Below are 14,247 nucleotides of genomic sequence, written 5' to 3'. Positions count from 1 at the left end.
GAGGAACTCTCATGAAAAGCTACGCGATGGTGTTTAGCCCCGTTGATGCGGCGGGCACCGATTCTTCTGTCCGTGCCTGGAATTATGAGCTGCGCGGTGGTGATGATACTGCTCTGCCTGCAGGTTCCACCGAGGCGTGGGAGGCTGGCTGGGTGGGTTCGACCGGTCCCGGTATTGAGCAGGATCAGTGGCCGCGCAGTACGTTTACTGGTTTGCCGATGCAGCATATTTTTACGGTGAGGTTGCCGGGGGAGTACCTGCCGGATACGCAGAAGTATCCGGGCGTTGTGGCGTTCTCTTTCTTCGCTGGTGATGGCCAGTTCGCTGAGGATGAGGCGACTGAGGGTGTTGCTAATGCTGCTAGTGATGACCCGTTTGAGGTGCAGTATGCGCAGGCGCGGGCGCATCCGTATCAGTTGTTGTTGCGCGATATTTTGGATGCCGAGTTTGCGGTGCTGTACCTGAGTGAGGAGGAGTTCTCGTCCCGTACGGAGCCGCCGCAGGATGTGCGCCGGCCCGGTGAGCATCGCGGTGAGGAGGAGAGCTTCAGCGCCTGGGCTTTGGCGGATCGTCAGCAGCCGCTGGCTCGTAAGCCTGCTCTTGTGGGGTGGGTTCCGACGGATGACCCGAATGCCGGTAAGGTCCCCAGTGATGTGTTTGAGAATGTTGACCCGCAGACTGGTTATCTGAGTCCTTTCGATTGGGATGCTGAGGATTCTGCGTGGTTTGAGTGGGCGAAGCCGCTAATTGCGGTGGGTACTCACCTGGGTGGCACTCATTTTTATGCGCAGGCTCTGCCGGATGATCTGACGGCTCGTTATATTGAGTTCGATGAGTTTGATGTGCTGAATTTTGGGTGCGGTAGCGCTGTTTTTGATTTTGAGACCGGTGTTTTTGACTGGTCGTGCGGCTAGTACGCTTGCGCCGGAGAGCGCGCATTTGAGGTGTTTGCGCGGCCTCCTTGAACCGTGGAGGAGCCGTTGATGAGCCGTGGATAAGCCCCGGATGCACCGTGGTGTACCTCCTGAAACGGCACCCTGAGCGTTTCACAGTGTGGACGGGGTGGTTTGCGGAAGTTCCACATCACCTTCGGCGAACCGCCCCGGGCGGGTGCGCCTCCTGTATCCTTGAATGCGTGGAATGGATTCAAGCAATTATTTTGGGCTTTGTTCAGGGCCTGACCGAATTTCTGCCGATTTCGTCATCGGCGCATCTGAACATTGTTGGCCAGATTCTGCCGGAGAAGGCTGACCCGGGCGCCGCGTTTACCGCAATCACCCAGCTGGGTACTGAGACCGCGGTCTTGATTTTTTTCTGGCGCGATATTGTGCGCATTGTGAAGGCGTGGTTTGGCGCTCTTACCGGTCGTGTACCGCGCAATGACCCGGATGCCCGCATGGGTTGGCTGATTATTATTGGCTCCCTGCCCATCGGCGTTCTGGGCCTGCTGCTGGAAGACTACATTGACACGCAGTTCCGTAGCCTGTGGATTGTGGCGACCATGCTGATTGTGTTTGCTGTGTTCCTGGGCCTTGCGGACCGTTTTGGTCGTGAGCAGCGTGAGCTGAAGGACCTGACTTTCCGTCACGGCCTGCTGTACGGTTGCGCACAGGCGCTGGCACTGATCCCGGGTGTTTCCCGTTCGGGCGGTACGATTACTGCGGGTCTGTTCATGGGGTACACCCGTGAGGCTGCGGCACGTTACTCGTTCCTGCTGGCCATGCCTGCCGTGTTCATGTCTGGCCTGTACAAGACCTTCAAGGTGGTCACCGGCGAGGAGGCGACCGGCTACTACGGTATTCCCTCGACTATCGTGGCTACTCTGGTTGCGTTTGTGGTGGGTTACCTGATGATTGGCTGGTTCTTGAAGTACGTGTCTTCGAAGTCCTACGGCATTTTCATCTGGTACCGCATTGCGCTCGGTATCCTGATTTTCGTTGGTCTGGGCACTGGCGTTCTGAACGCTACTTCTTCGGCGTTCTAAGGCTTTAGCCCTCAGCGTGATATGACATACCCGTCCGTGAGTTTCTCACGGGCGGGTATTCTTATTGGAGTAGATTTTTTGGCACCCGCATGCCTTGAGGTTGGGCGGCGGGTGTGGCGCGTCCACCGGTTGTGGGCGTTTTTACGGAAAGGAAACCCATGCGAGCTTGGGATGCCCCGGCCTCTGTGACTCTGCCCGGTCAGGCTGCGCTGCCGCGTATTTTTGATACTGCGGCTGGTGAGATTGTTCAGGTTCAGGAGGATAAGGCGGCGAGCCTGTACGTTTGCGGTATCACCCCGTACGACGCGACGCATATGGGTCACGCCTCCACCTATGTTGCTTTTGACTTGCTGCACCGCGCCTGGCTGGATGCGGGCGTGCCGGTGACGTACGTGCAGAACGTGACCGATGTGGACGACCCGCTACTGGAGCGTGCGACCGCGACGAACGTTGATTGGCGTGAGCTGGCTGAGGATCAGACGGAGCTGTTCCGCACCGATATGAAGGCGCTGAACGTGATTCCGCCGGCGCACTATGTGGGTGTGGTGGAGTCCATTGAGTGGCTGTTCCCGCTGATTGAGGATTTGCTGCGCCGCGGCCTGGCGTACCGCGTGCCCGGCTACACCGACGAGCAGGGTGTGGTGCATCCTGACGGTGACGTGTACCTGGATCTGAAGGCTGTGCGTGAGCTGCCCGCGAACGCTGAGGGCTACTCGTGGGCGCCGGGCGAGGTCTGCCACTTGAGCCGTGATGAGATGCTGGAGATTTTCGCTGAGCGCGGCGGCGACCCGAACCGTGCCGGTAAGCGTGACGCACTGGATCCGCTGCTGTGGCGTGTTGAGCGTGAGGGCGAGCCGAGCTGGGATGCCGGCGAGCTGGGCGCGGGCCGCCCGGGCTGGCACATCGAGTGCACGATGATTGCCCGCCGTTTTGTGGATGGTTCGCTGACCGTTCAGGCTGGCGGTAACGACTTGACGTTCCCGCACCATGATTTGGGCGCGGGCCATTCGTGGGCTGTGTCTGCACGCCCGCACGCTAAGCATTACGCGCACACCGGCATGGTCGGTTTGGATGGCCACAAGATGAGCAAGTCCCGCGGTAACCTGGTGCTGGTTTCGCGTCTGCGTGCGGCCGGTGAGGATGCGAACGCGGTGCGTCTGGCGATTATGGGTCAGCATTACCGTTCGGATTGGTTCTGGACTGATGAGCTCCTGGAGCACGCGAAGGCTCGCCTGGATACGTACCGTCATGCGGTGTCGGTGGCTGAGGGCCGTGAGGGTTCCGAAGGTGTCACCGATGAGGCGGCTGTTGAGCTGCTGGCCGCTGTGCGTGAGGCGCTCGGTGAGGACCTGAACGCTCCGGCGGCGTTGGCGGCTGTGGATGCGTGGGCTGTGAAGGCTCTGGCGGACACTACCGTCGGCGGTGGCGCGCTGGTGCGTGACATCCTGGCGGCACGCCTGGGCGTGGTCCTCTAAGATGGCTGCGTCTGTCATTGAGGAGCTGTATGCTCTTCGCCCGTACGACCGTGAGGCGGTTGATGCGCTCGCCGCAGAGATGTTAGCTGAGGTTCGCACGTACGAGGCGCAGAAGGAAGCGTAGGGCTTCTGAGAGCAATATAAGCCCAACAAGGGGGTGGGTGATCCTGGAATACTCCAGGGTCACCCACCCCCTTGCGTTTAACCGGTTGTAGAACCCAATAACTGGTGTTACTCTTCAGCAACTAGTCCTGAGCGGCTAGTCTTCGGTGTCTACAAATTCCTCACGGAAAATCTGTTCACCGGCAAGAACCTCATCAAGGAGCTTCTCCTGAGCAGGTTCCAGATGCACCAGGTGCGTAAGAGTGTAGAGCAGACGCTCATACTCTTCGCTCCAGGCAAGCGGCCATTCTCGCTGAACAATGTCGTTGAGCGAGGAACTCCACTTTGTTTCCGGATCCTTGAGGCGGTACTTAGCCCACATACCTAGTACCCGATTACCACCGACGGTGTAATCAAAGACGCGCTTTTCCACGTTCTCGCAGCGAGCCTCACCGAAGGAGACGGTGCCCATTACGGGGTTGTTCTCTTCCTCAGAGAGGCTATTGACCGGGTCGGGGGAGAAGCTGGGCTTCTTCTCCGGCATCGTCCTACCCATGTCTACCGTCGGGGTAGGCAGGGTGTAGTCTGCACCTTCGGGAAGCTGGTGCAGGTATTTCATACCCGGTAGCGGCTCACCGCGCTCACCGTAGGTGTGTAGCCACACAACCTGCTTACCGAGCTGAACGGCACGTTCCCAGAGCTCCGGGTCCGCAGTGAGGGGCACGCGAATACCCGCATGCTGGAGCGGCTTGTCAAAGGTGCGCACGTAGCCGGGGTGTCCGGTGAGTGCCGCTAGGTAGTAGACGAGGTCGCCGGGGGCATTAGCTCCGAAGCGTTCGCTCAGAATCTGAGCAGCAGCTTCAGTAAGGTTTGGCGCGCCAGCCTCGGTCAACGTGGGGTGGACACGGCCTCCTTGGCTGCCCTTGAACCCATGCATATCTGGGATTAAGTAGTGAAAGTACAGTCCCGGCCCCATACCCACGTATTCATTGTGAAGCTCAGCGATAAATATCTGCTTAGCAGTACGATAACCCCACAACGCTGGTCTAGGAGTATCAGCAAGCCGAGAATCAGCAAAGACATACTGCCGGTCAAAAGCTCGGTATCCCACCGGTACAATATTCGGTGCGTCCGGAATGACTTCGCGAGCAATCTGATCGTTCAGGCTTTCACGGCTCCCCTGGAACGTATCGGTACCCGGAAGTGGCTTCTTAGCCTTTGTAGTCTTTGCATCACGTGTTTCTTTGAACCGCTCAGCACGTACTTCCAAATCGTTACCTTCGATGAGTTCCGCCCAACGTTCCTGTAGCACACTTTCAGAGGGTGCGTAAACCCAAGTTCTATTGGGCTTTACACCAGGAGAACAACTAGCGTAGAAATCCGGTAGCTCAGGGTAACTATCCCAATCATCATCCGCCTCAGGAGCGAACTTATCGCCCCAGCCGGAGCGTACCGGTTCAAACTCTGAGCTCCCCAAATCGAGAGTGGCAAGAGCCTGCATTTTCTCCGCAAAGGTACCGTGCAGGGCAACGTAGCGAATATCCGCGGGGGTTTCCTCATCGGTATCTTCTTCACGCAGGAACATCGCGATAGATACAGGGGTCTCGATAGCGAAAATAGCATTCTTCGCTGGAGGTTGCATACCTTCAGGGGTCACATTAATAATCCATCCACGGCTGGACGAACGACGAATATACTCACGCATCCCCGCGAATCCCGGACCCTTCAGATATCCAGATGCGGTAATAAAACAGACAACACCTGCACGTTTGGAGCTATCTGACTGGCTCTCAAAAGCACGGAAAGAATCTTCGAAGACCTTCCAGAAAGCCCAACGCCAAAAGTAGACGTACAGGTTCTTCAGCACATACTCATATCCACCCATACCAGGAGCATGGAAGTCTTCCATAATGGAGGAGGAGTCGTCTTTGGAACGAGGTCCTGAATTGACCCAACCGCCCATTTTCTCCGCTTTAACTTTATACGGCGGATTACCAATGCATACCTGAATAGGCACCTCACGCTTTACCCTAGTTGCCTTATTCGACAACTGAGAAAGCAGACGCAGAGTATTACCGTTCACCGGCTTCTGCTTAGCGTAGGGGTCGCTCAGAGTATCCGCCACATAGAGATTCAGACCGTCCTCCGGAACGTCAGCACCCAGCTCCTTAAGGGTCTGGTTCAGGCGAAGCTCAGCCACGGAGAAAGGACCCGACTGCAGCTCAAAGCCGTACAGGTTCTTCGCCAGACGATTCAGAGCACGAGTGCGCGCAGCAGGAGAGAGGCTTTCCGCACTTGCCACTTTATGCATAACCGACAGCGGATAGGTGCCGGTACCCATCGCCGGGTCAATCACGGACACACCCTCACTCGCCAGACCGTGCTCCTTGCCCAGGTAGGTGCGCAGAGCGTCATCCACCAGGCGCACCATCTGATTCACCACTTCAACCGGGGTGTAGTAACTACCAGTCTTCTTACGCTGCGCCGGGTTATAGACCTTCAGGAAGTGCTCGTAGAGGTGCAGATACACATCCGACTTGCCGCCAGAAATATCAGCCCAGGAAGCGGCACCCATGACACGCACAATCACGGCGAGAGCGTTATACAGGGAGCTCTTCTCATCCAGGTGCTCGGTCAGCAGACCCAGCGCATTACCCAGCAGACCGTGTTGGGAACGCAAACGACTCGCCATGGTCGAGAATGTCTCAAGACTTAGGTCGTGACCCTCTGAGAGGGCAACCACCAGCGAAAACACAACCGTCTGTGCAAAGCTATCGGCAAACTCTTCATTACTGGTACTCGGGGCGAGAGTATCGCGCCAATCCTTACGCAGACCCACCAGCGGGGGAGGAATCACAAAATCCTCTTCACCCTTCTTCTTAGCTTTCGCTTGATCCGCTTTATAGGTCTTTTCCTGCGCAGCAAGGCCCAAAAGCATCTCTTCACGTAGCAAAGCAGCAAGGGGAGCGAGAGTTTCCACCAACTGTCCAGCACTCTTAATCGGAGCGGGAACCCAACGCAAAAAGTTCAGGAAAAACGTCGCGAGAGCATCCGGTGCGCTCAGCGTGCCATGGCCGCTGAAAGAACCATGCATATGCACTGCGTCGTACCCGGTGCTCGTCAGCACCGGTTCGCCATAACGGTATAGACGCCACTCGGTGCCATTGGTGTACAAAAGGTTTGGAAGGTTCCGCAGACGCTGCCACTGCCTATACTCGTGGCTCTTCTTACTAAAAGAAGCGGGGTCAATGTTCTTACCCGGAGCCTTCAGCTCCACGTAACCGGTTAAAACACCATCGACCGTGATGGCGTAATCAGGGCGCACCAGGCCCTCAGAAATTAGCCCCCCCCCCCCTGTTTTCAGCGAGGTTTCACGGACGGTCACAACCTTCATCGAATGCAAAGCGCCAAAGTCCTGCAAAAGGGTAGCAACCGGGTTCGTCAGCTGAGCCTCCGGTTCGCCTTCCCCAACGCGCAGATTCTCCCGCACCTGCCTGCCGAACTCGGCAATCAGTGAGTTGAAATCAGTCACAATACTCTTTCCTTTGCCCATAATTCGTGGGCACTAAGGTGTTTCTGCCCGCAGAGGATTTCTGCGAGCTCCCCTCAAGTCTAACCAAAAATAAGTAGCCCTCATTGCTCAACGGTCATCGCTCCATCGGTGCCCCGCATTATCACGCCCGCGGGGTAATGCGCCACAGCCGATTTGCAGACTCCGCTAAAATAGAAAAGGACTTTTTCCGTCCGCAGTTCGCCGCAAAGCGCGAACAGCACAGACTGACCCAAACCCGAGGAGAATCACCCCGTGAGCAGCGGCACCCCCACCCCCACCGGCGCAATCAACCGCCGCGGCCCCTTCCGCCCCGGCGAGCGCGTCCAAATCACTGACGAACGCGGCCGCATCACCACCATCACCCTCGCCGAAGGCGGCGAATACCACTCCCACAAGGGCTTCCTCAAGCATGACGACCTCATCGGCGCACCCGAAGGCACCGTCATCCCCAACACTCACGGCATCCTCTACCAGGCGCTGCGCCCCCTCTACAAGGACTTCGTGCTCTCCATGCCGCGCGGTGCAGCCGTCGTCTACCCCAAGGACGCCGCCCAGATCATCGTCAAGGCAGACATCTTCCCCGGCGCACGCGTCGTCGAGGCCGGCGTCGGCTCCGGTGCACTGTCCATCGCCCTGCTGCGTGCAGTCGGCGACTACGGTTGCGTGCACTCCTTCGAACGTCGTGAAGAGTTCGCAGACGTCGCCCGCGGCAACATTGAAACCATGTTCGGTGGCCCCCACCCGGCGTGGAAGCTGAGCATCGGCGACCTGCAGGACACCCTTCCGCAGGTTGAAGAGCCCGGCAGCGTCGACCGCGTCGTACTCGACATGCTCGCGCCCTGGGAGTGCCTGGACGCCGTGGCGGAGGCGCTCGCACCCGGCGGCGTGCTCATCTGCTACGTTGCGACCGTGACCCAGATGTCCCGCCTGGTTGAGGGCATGCGCCTGGACGGCCGCTTCACCGAACCCGAATGTGACGAAACCATTGTGCGTGGCTGGCACGTGGAGGGCCTGGCGGTCCGCCCCGACCACCGCATGGTTGCGCACACCGCGTTCCTGGTCGTGGCTCGTCGCCTGGCTGACGGTGCGGTGCGCCTGGCGCCGAAGCGTCGCGCGTCCAAGACTGACTTCTCTGAAGAGGATATGAACGCGTGGATTCCCATGAACGTGGGTGAGCGTGAGGTGACCGATAAGAAGATTCGCCGCGCAGCCCGCGATGCGAAGAACCTTGCCGCTCACGCCGCACGTGCGAACGAGATTGCGTTGGAACAAAACGGTACCGTGCAGAACGACAGCGCAGCGGCTGAGGCGACTGAATCCGCCGAATAATTTGAACCACCTTTGACCTGCGGGGGCACGGGCGTTGCCTGGAGCCCCCGCAGTGCACCCACCAGGCTACTCGCCTTGCCCGATACCCACCCAGTACCCGCACCGAGTAGCCGTCGATTAGGACGAACAGCTAAAGGAGCTACCGTGTCCACCCACGAATCTGCAGATCAGGCAGGAACCCCCCAGTACGGCACCGCCCACAGTGCAGCCAGCGCGGCACCGCACTACTCGGCTGCTTTCGGGTCGACCTCCCTGCCCGGCAGTCAGCCCGTCAGCGCGCAGGAGTATGACGCCGTGCTGCGTCGACTCTCCGCGGCGGAGGCAACCCGCGACAATATGAGCCGACAGATTCGTGGTGCGGGGGAGAAGAACCGCAAGCTCGTTGAGGCAATCACCAGCATGCGCTACCAGGTGGAGCGTCTGCGCGCGTCCCTGTCGCAGAACGTTATGCCGCCGCTGAATTCGGCGATTGTGCTGGCGGTGCATGAGGGTCAAACCATGACCTACGAGCAGGTTGCGGACGATAAGACTCCCGCCGAGATTGACACCTACCTGGATGTTCAGGTGAGCGGCCGCATGATGCGTATTCCCGTGTCCCCGCTCATTGACCTGTCCACGCTGACCCCCGGCATGACCGTGCTGCTCAACGACAAGACCGAGGCGGTGCTCGCCCTGGACACCGAGCCCTTCGGTGACGTGGTGACCGTGCGTGAGGTGCTGGATGAGCAGCGCGTGCTGGTTGATACGTCCTCGGGTGCTCAGCAGGTGGCGCGTGTGGCGGGTTCCCTCGACATTGAGCAGCTGCGCACAGGGGATGCGGTCACCCTTGACACGCGCACCCGTATGCTGACCTCGCAGGTTCCCGCTTCTCGTTCGCAGGAGCTGGTTCTGGAAGAGATTCCGGACGTCACCTACGAGCAGATTGGTGGCCTGGGCGCGCAGATTGAGCAGATCCGCGACGCGGTGGAGCTGCCGTACCTGCACCCCGAGATTTTTGAGCGCTACCACCTGGCACCGCCCAAGGGCATTCTGCTGTACGGTCCTCCCGGTAACGGTAAGACCATGATCGCTAAGGCTGTGGCGAACTCCCTGGCGGCTCGTGCGGCTGCGCTGAACCCGGGTTCGGCTACTCGCGGCTACTTTTTGAACATTAAGGGCCCCGAGCTGCTCGATAAGTTCGTTGGTGAGACGGAGCGTCAGATTCGCGATATTTTCGTTGCCGCCCGTGAGAAGGCGGAGGCGGGACACCCGGTCGTCGTGTTCTTTGACGAGATGGAGTCGCTGTTCCGTATGCGCGGTTCGGGTCGTTCCTCCGATATTGAGACGACCATCGTGCCGCAGCTGCTTGCCGAAATTGACGGTGTGGAGTCGCTGCAGAACGTCATCGTTATTGGCGCGACCAACCGTGAAGACCTCATTGATGCCGCGGTGATGCGCCCGGGCCGACTCGACCTGAAGATTCGCATTAACCGCCCGGACGCCCCCGGTGCGGCAGAGATTTTCGGTCTGTACCTGACCGAGGACCTGCCCCTGGACGCGGCGGAGGTGGCAGCCGCCGGTTCGACCCGCGCCGCCCTGACCGCGATGATTGCGGCGGCGGCAGGTCAGCTGTACGCGCGCACCCCCTCCACGGCGTACGCTGTGGCGACCGTGGATTCTTCCATGGTTGTTGGTTCTGGTGCGAGCGCGAATCTGTCCACGCACACGCTGTATCGTGGCGATTTCGCTTCGGGTGCGGTGATTCGCAATATTGTGGACCGCGCGAAGAAGGCCGCGATTAAGGAGCAGCTGCAGGCGCTGACCGCCGGTGCGGACGCTTCGAGCGTTGGTATTGGTACCCGCCACCTGCTGGAGGCGGTGCGCGCCGAGTTTGAGGATCAGGTGGACTTGCCGCCGCTGCCCGATATTGAGGATGCGCTCACCGTTGCCGGTGTGCGTGGCCGTCTGGTGTCGGTGGAGCCGCCGCGCTAAACCGCGCGCCCACTCAGCTGTGCGCTCAGCCCACACCCCGCGCTTATCCCGCATCAACCCCAGCATTACCGCAGGTCCAAAGCCTTTAGATGGTATAGATTTTTTCAGGAGAACCCCATGAACTCCACACCCAGCTACGGCGTGCACCGCATTATGGGTGCAGAAACCGAGTACGGCGTCATCGCCCCCTCCGCGCCGGGCACCAACCCGACCGTGCTGTCCGCACTGGTGGTCAACACCTACGCCAAGCTCGCCTTCCGCCGCGGCGCCGCCTTCCGTGAGGAGTTGCAGCGCCGCGCCCTGGCGGATGAGCTAGCTGCTGAGGAAGTACGCCAGGCAGAGAACTACTCGACCGCAACCCCCGAGGGTCAGTGGCTGGGTGAGTCCGAGTCGCCGCTGCGTGATGCGTTCGGTCAGGTTCAGGACGCCTCCACCGCCCATTCGAGCCAAATGACGCACACCCGCACCGAGCTGACCAGCGAAGATATCGCCCTGGAGATTATGCGTGAGGCGGGCGTTCAGGCACCGGGCGAGCCCGCCGAGCCGCGTAGCGCCCTGGATGCGCTCGCCGGTGTGCACGGCCGCGGTGGTTTCCCGGAGCGTCTGGATTGGGACCGCGTGACCATGAACGCGATTCTGCCCAATGGTGCGCGCCTGTATGTGGATCATGCGCATCCGGAGTATTCCTCGCCGGAGGTTCTGACCCCCGCCGACGCGGTGCTCTATGACGCTGCCGGTGACGCGCTGGCGTATGAGTCGCTGGTGGAGCTGGGCAATCACGCGCAGGATTTGCCGCAGGTGAAGCTGTACAAGAACAACACCGATTCGAAGGGCCAGTCGTACGGCGCCCACGAAAACTACCTGATTAGCCGTGATGTTCCGTTTGAGCAGGTTGCGGATGCGCTCCTGCCGTTCTTTGCGACCCGCGCTATTTTTACGGGTGCGGGCCGTGTGGGTATTGGTACGCACGGTGAGGTTCCGGGTTTTCAGATTAGTTCGCGCGCTGATTTCTTTGAGCGCACGATTGGTTTGGAGACCACGATTCGCCGCCCGATTGTGAATACGCGCGATGAGCCGCATGCGGATGAGTCGAAGTACCGCCGCCTGCACGTGATTCCGGCGGATGCGAACATGTCGCACTATTCGAACCTGTTGAAGTTTGGTACGGCGGCGCTGGTGATGAACCTGATTGAGTCGCATAGCGAGCAGCACCCCGTGCTGCCGGGTGTGCGCCTGTCTGATCCGGTGGCGGCGATGCACGCGGTCAGCCACGATTTGTCGCTGTCAGTTCAGTTGCCGTTGGCGCCGTCTTCGGCGACCCTGCCGAACCCGGTGTCCACGAGTGGTTCGGCGAGTGCCCTGCAGATTCAGCGCGCCTACTATGAGGCCTCCCGTGCGCACGAGGAGTCGAACCCGGCGGGTGTGGATGCTGCGACCGCGCAGATTCTTGATCTGTGGGGTGAGGTTCTGGACGCCCTGGAAACCAACCCGCTCTCGCTGGCGGATCGTCTGGACTGGGTGGCGAAGTATGCGCTGGTGCGCGGTTATGTCGCTCAGGGCGTAGATTATGCGAATCCGAAGTTGAAGGCGTTGGATTTGCAGTACGCTGATATTGACCCGTCGAAGAGCCTGTATCACCGTCTGGTGTCGCGTGGCCGCATGCGCACGCTGTTCTCTGCGGAGCAGATTGAGCGTGCGACGACCGAGCCGCCGCGTGAGACGCGCGCGTTTTTGCGTGGCACGTTGATGGCGCGTTGGCCGGAGGAGATTCTGGGTATTAACTGGGATACGGTGTCCTGCCGTGGCAGGTATTCGAAGGATCTGACTCGTTTTACGATGATGGAGCCGACCCGGTACGGTGCCGCCCAGGTGGAGCCGCTACTGGATGAGGTGAACCATTCGGATGAGCTGCTGAACCGCCTGCGCTAGTAGCGCCTCACAGCCGCAAACCCACATAAACTCATATTCTTCCCCGGGGCGGATACCCCCATTCGGAAGAGTAAAAACCACATAACCCACAGGTAGGGTGCAGTAAGGTCCGGGTACCAAAACCCTTACACCCCGCACCCGACCCCACTAAAAACTTATTTGTCCACAACCGAAAACCCCTTGAGGAGAGAACCATGAGCCGCGAACGCATCAGCGCACAGCAGACCGAAACCACCGCAGCCGAGCAGGAGCAGGAACTGACCCTCGCCGCCTCCCACGTTGTCTCTGACGTGAGCGAGGTCGACGACCTGCTCGACGAAATTGACGGCCTGCTCGCTGAGAACGCTGAAGACTTCGTCACCGGCTTCGTCCAGAAGGGCGGCGAGTAACCGGCACACCCGCGCCGGGTCAACATCATGGAACACCGTATTTTCGGCATTGAAAGCGAATTCGGGCTCAGCTACGTCCCGCACGGGCTCGGTCGGCTGAGCATCGAAGAGTCCGCCGCCGCCCTTTTCAAGCCCGTCCTGGATCAGTGGCGTTCAACGAACGTCTTCCTGCCTAACGGCGGTAGGCTCTACCTTGATGTGGGTTCGCACCCCGAGTACGCCTCCGCCGAATGCGGCAGCATTGACGAACTACTCGCGCAGGAACGCGCCGGTGAGCTGCTGTTCGCTGATCTGGCGCGTACCGCCCGCAAGCGCCTGCTCGCAGGTTCGGAGGGCCGCCCCCTCGACGGTGAACTGTACCTGTTCAAGAACAACGTGGATTCGGCGGGCAACTCCTACGGCAGCCACGAGAACTACCTGATTAGCCGCAAACTGCAGTTCAACGACCTGATTGCCCAGCTCGTGCCGTTCCTGGTGACCCGCCAGATTCTGGTCGGTGCCGGTAAGACCCACCCGAACGGCGGCCCGGTGCCCGGTTCGACCGACCCGGCGTCCAGCACGGGTGTGCCCTCGTATTCGTTCTCGCAGCGTGCCGACCATATTTGGGAGGCGGCATCCACCTCAACCTCGCGCGCTCGCCCGCTCATTAACACCCGCGATGAGCCGCACGCGGACGCGTCGAAGTTCCGCCGCATGCACGTCATTAATGGTGACTCGAACATGGCGGAGCCGACGACCCTGCTGAAGATTGCCAGCACCGACCTGGTGCTGCGCATGCTGGAGGACCGCTTCCCGGTCACGAGCCTGGATATTGTGTCTGTTCCGGCGGCTCTGCGCGCTATCAGCCACGACCTGACCGGCACCGCGACCTTCGAAACCACCGATGGTAAGCACTACACGGCGTTGAGCGTTCAGCGTCACTACCTGGATGCGGCACGCCAGTACGTGCAGCAGTACGGCGCGCACCACCACCACGTGGAATACGCCCTGGACCTGTGGCATCGCACCCTGGACGCTATCGAGTCCGGCGACTACAGCAGCATTGACACGGAGATTGACTGGGCGATTAAGAAGAAGCTTCTGGATGCGTATATTGCCCGCGCCCGCGCGGCTGGTCAGCCTGCCGATTATGCGAGCGCCCGCATCCGTCAGCTGGATTTGGCGTACCACGATATCGACCCGGAGCGTAGTGTCTTCCACGCGCTGGTTCGTCGCGGTGCGGTCAAGCGCATCCTGCCTGAGGGTGCTGCGGAGGCGGCGAAGGCTCAGCCGCCGAACACTCGCGCTCTGCAGCGTTCGCGTTTCATTAATGCGGCGGTTGCGGCAGGGGAGCAGTTCACCGTGGATTGGGTGCACTTGAAGCTCAACGCCTACCCGCAGCACACGCTGGTGTGTAAGGACCCGTTTGCTACCGGTAGCGAGGAGCTTGAGGAGGTGCTGAGCCTGTTGGCGTCTAAGGCGCGTCAGCATCAGGAGGCGGCATTCCCGCCGCCCTGCTAAATAGCACCCCGCTAA

10 protein-coding genes are annotated in these 14,247 nt (G+C 60.0%); 9 read left to right on the top strand and 1 reads right to left on the bottom strand.

From position 1 onward, the window contains the following. Positions 1-11 precede the first annotated feature (11 nt). The 4 genes from HMPREF2842_RS06030 to HMPREF2842_RS09380 all read left to right on the top strand — a co-directional run bounded on the left by HMPREF2842_RS06030 (position 12) and on the right by HMPREF2842_RS09380 (position 3,583). Entirely contained in the window at positions 12-914 is a 903-nt protein-coding gene (locus HMPREF2842_RS06030; protein ID WP_070643353.1) for a hypothetical protein, read from the top strand. 221 nt (positions 915-1,135) lie between these two features. Further along, positions 1,136-1,984, top strand: coding sequence for an undecaprenyl-diphosphate phosphatase (locus HMPREF2842_RS06025; RefSeq protein WP_044145830.1), 849 nt, complete (start codon positions 1,136-1,138; stop codon positions 1,982-1,984). Between the two features lie 158 nt (positions 1,985-2,142). Next, positions 2,143-3,459, top strand: a complete 1,317-nt coding sequence (gene mshC, locus HMPREF2842_RS06020; RefSeq protein ID WP_070643349.1) for a cysteine--1-D-myo-inosityl 2-amino-2-deoxy-alpha-D-glucopyranoside ligase — start codon at positions 2,143-2,145, stop codon at positions 3,457-3,459. A 1-nt stretch (position 3,460) separates the two neighbouring features. Beyond that, on the top strand, positions 3,461-3,583 hold the full coding sequence (locus HMPREF2842_RS09380) for a hypothetical protein (RefSeq protein ID WP_012903526.1): 123 nt from the start codon (positions 3,461-3,463) through the stop codon (positions 3,581-3,583). Positions 3,584-3,718: 135 nt separating this feature from the next. Here the strand turns inward: HMPREF2842_RS09380 and HMPREF2842_RS06015 are convergent, their stop codons facing one another. Then, complete coding sequence (locus HMPREF2842_RS06015; RefSeq protein WP_070643346.1) at positions 3,719-7,093, bottom strand: type ISP restriction/modification enzyme; 3,375 nt, start codon at positions 7,091-7,093, stop codon at positions 3,719-3,721. 273 nt (positions 7,094-7,366) lie between these two features. Between HMPREF2842_RS06015 and HMPREF2842_RS06010 the strand changes: the two genes are divergently transcribed. From HMPREF2842_RS06010 to pafA, 5 genes are all read left to right on the top strand, one after another. Next, complete coding sequence (locus HMPREF2842_RS06010) at positions 7,367-8,443, top strand: tRNA (adenine-N1)-methyltransferase (protein ID WP_070643342.1); 1,077 nt, start codon at positions 7,367-7,369, stop codon at positions 8,441-8,443. Positions 8,444-8,587: 144 nt separating this feature from the next. After that, positions 8,588-10,414: a proteasome ATPase gene (arc, locus tag HMPREF2842_RS06005; RefSeq protein ID WP_070643338.1), complete on the top strand. Its 1,827-nt coding sequence runs from the start codon at positions 8,588-8,590 to the stop codon at positions 10,412-10,414. A gap of 117 nt (positions 10,415-10,531) precedes the next feature. Then, positions 10,532-12,343: a depupylase/deamidase Dop gene (gene dop, locus HMPREF2842_RS06000; protein ID WP_070643335.1), complete on the top strand. Its 1,812-nt coding sequence runs from the start codon at positions 10,532-10,534 to the stop codon at positions 12,341-12,343. A gap of 194 nt (positions 12,344-12,537) precedes the next feature. Continuing rightward, positions 12,538-12,732: a ubiquitin-like protein Pup gene (locus HMPREF2842_RS05995; RefSeq protein WP_005506016.1), complete on the top strand. Its 195-nt coding sequence runs from the start codon at positions 12,538-12,540 to the stop codon at positions 12,730-12,732. A 27-nt stretch (positions 12,733-12,759) separates the two neighbouring features. Beyond that, on the top strand, positions 12,760-14,232 hold the full coding sequence (gene pafA / locus HMPREF2842_RS05990) for a Pup--protein ligase (protein WP_070643332.1): 1,473 nt from the start codon (positions 12,760-12,762) through the stop codon (positions 14,230-14,232). Positions 14,233-14,247: the final 15 nt, after the last annotated feature.

The organism is Rothia sp. HMSC069C10 (assembly GCF_001812205.1).
GTDB lineage: Bacteria > Actinomycetota > Actinomycetes > Actinomycetales > Micrococcaceae > Rothia > Rothia mucilaginosa.
The sequence above is the reverse complement of the archived record's forward strand: the minus strand, read 5'-3'. Positions and strand labels throughout refer to the sequence as shown.

Bases quoted from the DNA above. Each gene is read 5' to 3' on its own strand.
- HMPREF2842_RS06030 (WP_070643353.1), top strand. From the start codon at position 12: ATGAAAAGCTACGCGATGGTGTTTAGCCCCGTTGATGCGGCGGGCACC.
- mshC (WP_070643349.1), top strand. From the start codon at position 2,143: ATGCGAGCTTGGGATGCCCCGGCCTCTGTGACTCTGCCCGGTCAGGCT.
- HMPREF2842_RS09380 (WP_012903526.1), top strand. From the start codon at position 3,461: ATGGCTGCGTCTGTCATTGAGGAGCTGTATGCTCTTCGCCCGTACGAC.
- dop (WP_070643335.1), top strand. From the start codon at position 10,532: ATGAACTCCACACCCAGCTACGGCGTGCACCGCATTATGGGTGCAGAA.
- HMPREF2842_RS05995 (WP_005506016.1), top strand. From the start codon at position 12,538: ATGAGCCGCGAACGCATCAGCGCACAGCAGACCGAAACCACCGCAGCC.
- pafA (WP_070643332.1), top strand. From the start codon at position 12,760: ATGGAACACCGTATTTTCGGCATTGAAAGCGAATTCGGGCTCAGCTAC.